General features: G+C 43.2%; 6 protein-coding genes. 5 read left to right on the top strand and 1 reads right to left on the bottom strand.

Features of this window, described 5'->3' with window-relative positions:
* Positions 1 to 159: 159 nt before the first annotated feature.
* Positions 160 to 1,098, top strand: a complete 939-nt coding sequence (locus QZV24_RS07690) for a sugar-binding transcriptional regulator (RefSeq protein ID WP_290655419.1) — start codon at positions 160 to 162, stop codon at positions 1,096 to 1,098.
* A 343-nt stretch (positions 1,099 to 1,441) separates the two neighbouring features.
* On the opposite strand, the gene QZV24_RS07695 is transcribed toward QZV24_RS07690, so the two are convergent.
* Complete coding sequence (locus QZV24_RS07695) at positions 1,442 to 3,208, bottom strand: MutS-related protein (protein WP_294522421.1); 1,767 nt, start codon at positions 3,206 to 3,208, stop codon at positions 1,442 to 1,444.
* Between the two features lie 387 nt (positions 3,209 to 3,595).
* Between QZV24_RS07695 and QZV24_RS07700 the strand changes: the two genes are divergently transcribed.
* From QZV24_RS07700 to QZV24_RS07715, 4 genes are all read left to right on the top strand, one after another.
* Positions 3,596 to 4,831 (top strand): dicarboxylate/amino acid:cation symporter, encoded by a 1,236-nt coding sequence (locus tag QZV24_RS07700; RefSeq protein WP_294522427.1) that lies wholly within the window; start codon positions 3,596 to 3,598, stop codon positions 4,829 to 4,831.
* Positions 4,832 to 4,984: 153 nt separating this feature from the next.
* Positions 4,985 to 5,134, top strand: a complete 150-nt coding sequence (locus tag QZV24_RS07705; RefSeq protein ID WP_294522430.1) for an aminoglycoside phosphotransferase — start codon at positions 4,985 to 4,987, stop codon at positions 5,132 to 5,134.
* A gap of 146 nt (positions 5,135 to 5,280) precedes the next feature.
* On the top strand, positions 5,281 to 5,928 hold the full coding sequence (locus tag QZV24_RS07710) for an SIS domain-containing protein (protein ID WP_294522433.1): 648 nt from the start codon (positions 5,281 to 5,283) through the stop codon (positions 5,926 to 5,928).
* A gap of 30 nt (positions 5,929 to 5,958) precedes the next feature.
* Complete coding sequence (locus QZV24_RS07715; RefSeq protein ID WP_294522435.1) at positions 5,959 to 7,251, top strand: NCS2 family permease; 1,293 nt, start codon at positions 5,959 to 5,961, stop codon at positions 7,249 to 7,251.
* Positions 7,252 to 7,370: the final 119 nt, after the last annotated feature.

Consider the following 7,370-nt stretch of genomic DNA (forward strand, 5'->3'; position numbering starts at 1 on the left):
AAAATATTGGTAAATAAATTTATAATTTTTCAGAATTTTTTCATCTCTTGATGCTAAATACTTGATTTTTACATTTGTAACATAGATAATGAAATTGTGTTTACAATTATGTGAACAAGAATTCTTATCTGTAGGAAATTGTGGGGGAGGATAGGGGTTATGAACCGCGATAGGGATAAGCTTTCCATAAATGTGGCAAGGCTTTATTACCGGTCTGAATACAGCCAGCAGCGTATTGCCGAGGAGCTGGGCATATCCAGGCCATCAGTATCAAGATTGTTGCAATATGCCAAGGACAAGGGGTATGTAAAAATCCAGATTATGGACCCGATAGAGGATATGTCCAATATGGAGCAGATGCTTGTGGAGAAGTATCATCTCCAGGAAGTCCGGATAGCTTCGTCTACACTAAATGACGAAAATGAAATTAAAAAGTACATTGGTATAAAGGCAGCTGAGTATCTGGATTCTATCGTTCAGGATGGCGATATTATTGGTGTTGGTTGGGGGACCACATTATATAATATGTCCTGTTCGTTACTGCCGAAGGAACTGAAGGGGGCGCAGATTGTTCAGCTGGAGGGTGGTGTTACTCATTCCAAATGGCGGAACTATGCCAAGGATATATTGGATAATTTTTCCAATAACTATACCACTATTGCCCAGTATCTGCCGTTGCCGGTTATATTTGGCAGTCGCGAGGTAAAGGAAATGGTGGATCAGGACCGTCATATAAAACGGGTTTTGGAGTTGGGTAACCATGCCAATATAGCTATTTTCAGTGTTGGTACTGTGCGGCCAAATGCCCTGTTTTTCCGGTTGGGCTACACTGATGCAGATGAAAAAACCAAAATTCAGAAAACAGCTGTGGGAGATATTTGTTCCAGATTTTTTGATGCAGATGGACGGATATGCAACAAGGAATTGGATGCAAGAACAGTAGGTATAACCCTTGATGAACTGCGGTCAAAGGAACATAGCATAATGATTTCCGGTGGCGAAGCCAAGGTTCAGGCCATCAAAGCAGCGTTGAAGGGCCGTTATGCTAATGTACTCATAACGGATCAGTTTACTGCCAAGCAGCTGCTGTCAGAATAATTTAAAAAATAAGGACAGGAACAATTTGTACCCCACGCTAACGGGTGCAAATTGCTCCTGTCCTTTTTGTATGTAGTTTTCTATAACGAGCTTTAAGATGTCCCCCACTTCTTTAGGTGGGGGAAAACAAACTACAATAGCTGGCGAGCATATCTCCCAGCTCGTTGAAACGCTAATTGGAAGATTTTTCTTCTAAAGAAGAAAAATTTGAACAATGGCGTTATAATACCGGTTTTTAATTTGTTATGACACAATCCTGACAACACTTTCTAATTAGTTATTGTCCATTCATGCTTTTTAATCAGTAGCTTCTCATTTCGCATTCTTCATTCATAATTAGTAATTACCCTATTCCCACCATCTTTAGCAAGAATTGTGCATTGGTGGTTTGGCATGGCCCATCCTTCATCAGGTAATCAAAGACGAGTTCATTATCCCTATAGTGTTCTTCAAAATGATAATTGTTAACTGGCAGTTCACTGCCGACTTCAATACGGCACAGTTCAAAATCATGGGTGGATACCATGGTGATGACATTTCTCATGGTTAAGTGGTCAAGGGCCGTTTTGGCACAGATGATGCGGTCTGCGGAATTAGTTCCTTTGAATATTTCATCGATAACCAGAAAAAGCTGTTTATTTTGTTCTGCTTCGGTAATCATAGCCTTTATTCTGGTCAGTTCGGCATAAAATGTGGAGATGCCGTTAGCCATATCGTCATTTACCCGGATGGAGGTAAGGACAGTCATAGGAGTGATAGCAAATCTTGTAGCGCATACCGGCGCTCCGGCATAAGTCAGTATGCAGGCACTGGCCAAAGTTCGTAGCCAGGTGGTCTTGCCGGACATATTTGAACCGGTGATAATGTTCAGTGATGGGGTTAAGTCAATGGAATTGGCAATGCTGTCTTTTTCTGGAATAAGCACATTATGGAGATTTTCTGTTTCCAGTTTGGGACTTGTTGCCTCGATGAGTATTGGCATAACGGTGTCATTTCTGGTGTGACCAATGGTGGACAAGCTGATGGCTGCTTCTGCTTCATTCCACAAGGAAAGCCAATAGGTCAGCTTCGTACCGTATTTTTTTTGCCAATTTGTAAAGAGATTTACAATATGAAAATCCCACAGGAAGAGAAAATTTAATAGAAAAAGAAGAATGAAATTATGGCGCATTTCGGCCAATACACATAATTTTCCCAGCTGTTTAATGGGTGCCAGAGCTTTTTTTATTTCATCCCGGCTGATATGACCGATGGTGTCAGGCAGTATATCCTGCATGGCATTGAGCAGTTGATAGTAATATACCAGTTCCTTATTTAGCCTGTATAATGGCGTAATATGGGTGCTGGTTTTAGGTAACAGCAGCAGGGCAGCGGCCAACTGCAGGGAAAATAGAATCAAGGGTACCTGCATCGGTACTACATTGAACAAGGATAATACCAGCAGTCCCATGGATAGTAAAGGAAAATAAATGCTTATTTTGGTAAAGAAAGCCGGATAATCACCTTCCCGGTCGGCCAGATAATTCAGCAGTTTATCCATACGGTGATTTAAGGGGATTTGTAGACTGAGAGCTTGGAGATGCAGGGCATCTGTAGGATGTTCAATAAAAAATTGTGTTTCTGCCTGCCGGCACAGTAATTCTTCTTTGGTTACCGGAAAGGGGGTCAGTCGATTGGCCAGCAGGCGCCGCCCGGCATGGGTTCTGGCCACAGAGCAATACTGATATATTGAGGATGGGCCGATTATATTGAGATCTGCATCTTGAGTAAACCCTCGTTCAGTAAAATCGCTTCCATTGTCAGGAAATTTTGACCACTGACCGGTATATCTTGCCAAATAATTGTTTATGACCTGATACTTATTTTCTGCATAGATAAGGTCATCGTGCAAATCGCTATGGGCTTTTATCAAATAAAAGAAACAGGCCAAAATAGCTACAGACAGGGAAAATAGCCAAGTATGGCCAAAGTCATAGGCAGCCGCCACCGATATGACAATGAGGATAAAGGCAATAGTCCGTTTGGTGGTATAGAGTTGACTCTTCTTTTTATATTCCTCAATAGTGGCCTTTGTTTGGGCGGCAAGCTGTTCAAAAAAATTTTGTTCCATAAGTGAACCTGCTTTCTGTCAAATTACTTTATAACGATCTTTAAGATGTCCCCCACCTCTTTAGGTGGGGGAAAACAAATTACAACAGCTGGCTAACATATCTCCCAGCTCGTTGCGACACGAACGAAGTGAGTTAGTCCTTTAGGGAAACGCTAATTGGAAGATTTTTCTTCTAAAGAAGAAAAATTTGAACAATGGCGTTATAATTATACTCTAAAAGCACTGTTTTTTTGCTGGAAAATGAAGAATTTTAATTTTTTGGGGGAACAAATTAAAAAATGTTTTTCATCGGTGGACAAAACAGGCTGGAATTACTATAATTGATTTAGGAAAGATTGGAAATTGTGCGAATTTTCAATTAAATTTAGTTTTAGGAGGAGAGAAAGTATGTCAGAAGAAAGTAAGGGTTCAATTCTCGACAGCCTGGGCAAGTGGATTATAATTGCCACTGTACTTGGTGCTGTTGTTGGTCTGGTGATGGGTCCACCAGCCCACATGTTTGCTCCAATTGGTGATTTGTTTATGTCACTGATCAAAATGGTAGTAGTACCTATGGTTTTTTTCTCATTGGTGGGTGGAGCTGCTTCTTTGGGAAATTCCAAGGGTGCTGGAAAAATCGGTCTTATAACCTTTATTTATTATGGTGTTACCACGGCGGTAGCAGTAGCCCTGGGCTTGTTCTTCAGTGAGATGTTCAAGCCGGGTGCTGGTATCAATATGGCTGCTATTTCCGAGGCAGCTATCGATATCGATATGTCCCAGAGTGGTCAGATACCAGGTTTTTGGGAGACGGTAATAGGTTTCGTTCCAACCAATCCGTTTGCTGCCCTGGTACAGGGTAATATTCTGCAGACCATCGTATTTGCTCTGTTTGTAGGTTTTGCTCTTTCCGCTCTCGAGGCTGAGAAGAAAGAGTTTATGGTTAAAATTTTCAATTTCTTTACTGAAATCTTTATCAAGGTTATGACTGCCATTATGTGTGTAGCTCCTATCGGTGTATTTGCATTGATGGCTGACGCCACTGGTACCTTTGGTTATGATGTGCTGGTGAAAATCATCAACCTTATTGTTCTATATGTAGTTGTTTTGGCTATTGTTACCTATGTGATGATTGGTGGAACTGTGGCCATGTTCTCCAAGAAGGTTGGGTATATCCAGTTCTTTAAGAGCATGTGGAAATGCCAGGTATTCGCCTTCTCCACAGCTTCTTCCATGGCTACTTTGCCACTCAATATGAAGACCAATGAGGAAGAGTTCGGTTTGAACAAGGGTACTGTTTCCTTTGCTCTGCCATTGGGTGCTACCATCAATATGAATGGTAATGCTGCATACTATGCCATGGCAGCTACCTTTATTGCCCAGATGTATGGCATGGAGCTGAGCTTTGGTCAGTATGTGGCCATCATCGTTACTTCTACCTTGGGTGCAGTTGGTCAGGCTGGTGTACCTGGTCCTACCCTGCTGGTAGTTGCTGTACTGGTAGCTGCCGGTATTCCAATCGAGGCTCTGCCAATTCTCTTCGGTGTAGACCGTATATTTGATATGCTTCGTACCGCAGTTAATATCACCGGTGATGCTGCCTGCGCTTGTATCGTAGACCGCTTCCGGGAAGAAGAAGCATAATTCATAAGCCTTTCCCAAAGGGACTAGCGTAGCTAGTCCCTTTTTGTATGTTGTTATTTAAATTTCGACGAAACGCCAAATAGAATATTTTCCCATTTAATAATGGGAAAATTTGAACAATTGCGTTATAATTTTTAAAAATGGGGTGGTAGGATGGCACTTAGTCAGGAAGTAAAAGAAAAGCTGCAAAAGCGCATAGAGGAGCTGAAAAAGCGGATGCAATATGATGCCAACGATTTGGATTATGAAACGCATCTTAACCAAGTGCGTGAACTGCAGCAGCTAATTGATAGAAGTAAATAAGGAAGCCACCGGTATTGCGACGCGACGCGAAGCTAGCCCTGTAGGTGGATGAGGTGTGAGGCGGATGAGGATCGACCCGACGGGTATTACCTCATTGGCAAGTAATTTTACATTAGACTCATAAAAGATACGAGGTGACACATTTTATGAAAGAAACTACATTTTCCAAGGTGGATGATTTGATAGCCAGATATCCGGCCTTGGCCGCCTGTAGGGAAAGTCTGAGGGATGCCGTAAAGGCTCTCTGTGAGTCCTACCGTCATGGCGGCAAGCTGTTGGTGTGTGGCAACGGTGGCAGTGCTTCTGACGCAGAGCACATTGTGGGGGAGCTGATGAAGGGCTTTATTTTGAAACGGCCCATTGATGATGCCCTGTATGAAAAAATGAAAAAAATATGCCCGACGGAGGCAGATTATCTGCGGGATAACCTGCAGGGAGCCCTGCCAGCGGTTTCTCTTATGAATGCGGTGGCTTTAAACAGCGCGTTTGCCAATGATCAGGCTCCGGATTTAGCTATGGCTCAGCAGGTGTTGGGTTTGGGTAAAGCGGAGGATGTTCTGATTGGTATCAGTACCTCCGGCAATTCTGCCAATGTCATTTATGCGGCGCAGATGGCCCGGGTCAAGGGGATAAAGACTATCGGTCTCATTGGCAATCGGGAATGCCGTCTGAAGGCTTTGTGCGATATTGCCATTTGCGTGCCAGAAACGGAAACATATAAAATTCAGGAATTACATTTGCCGGTATATCATATGTTGTGCATGGCCGTGGAAAACGAATTTTTTGACAAATAAGTTGTAAGCGGCTATAGATGGAGTTGAAAAATGAATTTTTCTCAGTGGTTTTCCATAAAAGAACGCAATACTAACTGGTTAACGGAAATTTTAGCCGGTGTGACTACATTTTTGACTATGATGTATATAGTCATTGTCAACCCAACCATGTTCGCGGCCGGTGGCATGGATTTCGGCGGAGTTTATCTGGCAACTATTGCAGCCGTAGTAATTGCTACACTAATAATGGGAATAGTAGCCAATTATCCGATTGCTATAGGGCCAGGCATTGGTATAAATGCCTATCTGGTATATACTGTCATGCGGGCAGGCGGGGTGGCTTGGCAGTCGGCTCTGGGAGCTGCACTGTTGGCTTCCGGACTGTTTATTGTTTTGTCACTTACCTCTTTCCGGGAAATGCTGATAAACTCTATTCCCGAGTCTCTCAAAATGGCTATGGGCGCCGGAATTGGATTGTTTGTAGCCCTTATTGGTCTGGAAAATGGTGGATTGGTAGTGGGGTCAACCAGCTCTCTGGTGACAATGGGGGATGTTACCAAGCCAACGGCCGCCTTGACGATTTTTGGGCTGTTCATTACCATGGGGTTAACGGTGCTGCGGATAAAGGGTGCTATTTTTCTGGGAATGGTTGTCACAGCTTTGGTGGCTTGGGGGTTAGGCGAGTTAGTTTTGCCGGAGCATTTTTTTTCCATGCCACATGGCTTGGAGCATACCTTTTTGCAGTTAAGTTTTCAGGAAATACATCTACTGCCCATGGTAATATTTACCTTGCTTTTGGTAACTCTGTTTGATACTACTGGAACTATGCTGGGGATTGGCCGTCAGGCGGGGCTTATTAAGGATGGTAAATTTCCCCATTTGAAAAGTGCTCTTTTGGCTGACTCAATTGGTAGCTTCTGTGGGGCTATATTTGGCACGGGACCAACCTCAGCCTATGTGGAATCAGGAACTGGTGTATTGGCGGGTGGCCGTACCGGGTTTGCTTCCGTGGTAACGGCGGTACTGTTCCTTTTACTGATATTCTGTGAGCCAATAGCGGAATGCGTGGCAGCGGTGCCAGCTATTACTGCTCCGGCGCTGATTTTGTCCGGTGCCTTTATGGTGGAAAGTTTGGTTGATATTGACTGGCATGACAGTACGGAAGCCTTTCCGGCCTTTTTCACTATTGTGGGAATGCCGCTTACCTTCAGTATAGCCAATGGAGTAGGGATGGGAATCATCATCTATGCGCTGCTGAAGCTGGTAAGTGGACAAGGGAAAACAGTTCATCCATTGCTGTACCTTTTGGCCATATTGTTTGCTTCACAGATTTATTATCAGTAATTTTCAAGAAAAATATTGTTTAACTCAAACTTCCCACATAGAAAATACCAACGGCTCCTTGAAAACCGTATATCTCAAGAGATAAAATCCTCAAGCCGCCTGCAATAGGTGTTGCATGG

The organism is uncultured Anaerovibrio sp., assembly GCA_902786545.1.
Lineage (GTDB): Bacteria > Bacillota > Negativicutes > Selenomonadales > Selenomonadaceae > Anaerovibrio.

Excerpts from the sequence above, each read along its gene's own strand:
- QZV24_RS07715 (WP_294522435.1), top strand. The coding sequence starts at position 5,959 with ATGAATTTTTCTCAGTGGTTTTCCATAAAAGAACGCAATACTAACTGG.
- QZV24_RS07710 (WP_294522433.1), top strand. The coding sequence starts at position 5,281 with ATGAAAGAAACTACATTTTCCAAGGTGGATGATTTGATAGCCAGATAT.
- QZV24_RS07700 (WP_294522427.1), top strand. The coding sequence starts at position 3,596 with ATGTCAGAAGAAAGTAAGGGTTCAATTCTCGACAGCCTGGGCAAGTGG.
- QZV24_RS07690 (WP_290655419.1), top strand. The coding sequence starts at position 160 with ATGAACCGCGATAGGGATAAGCTTTCCATAAATGTGGCAAGGCTTTAT.
- QZV24_RS07695 (WP_294522421.1), bottom strand. The coding sequence starts at position 3,208 with ATGGAACAAAATTTTTTTGAACAGCTTGCCGCCCAAACAAAGGCCACT.
- QZV24_RS07705 (WP_294522430.1), top strand. The coding sequence starts at position 4,985 with ATGGCACTTAGTCAGGAAGTAAAAGAAAAGCTGCAAAAGCGCATAGAG.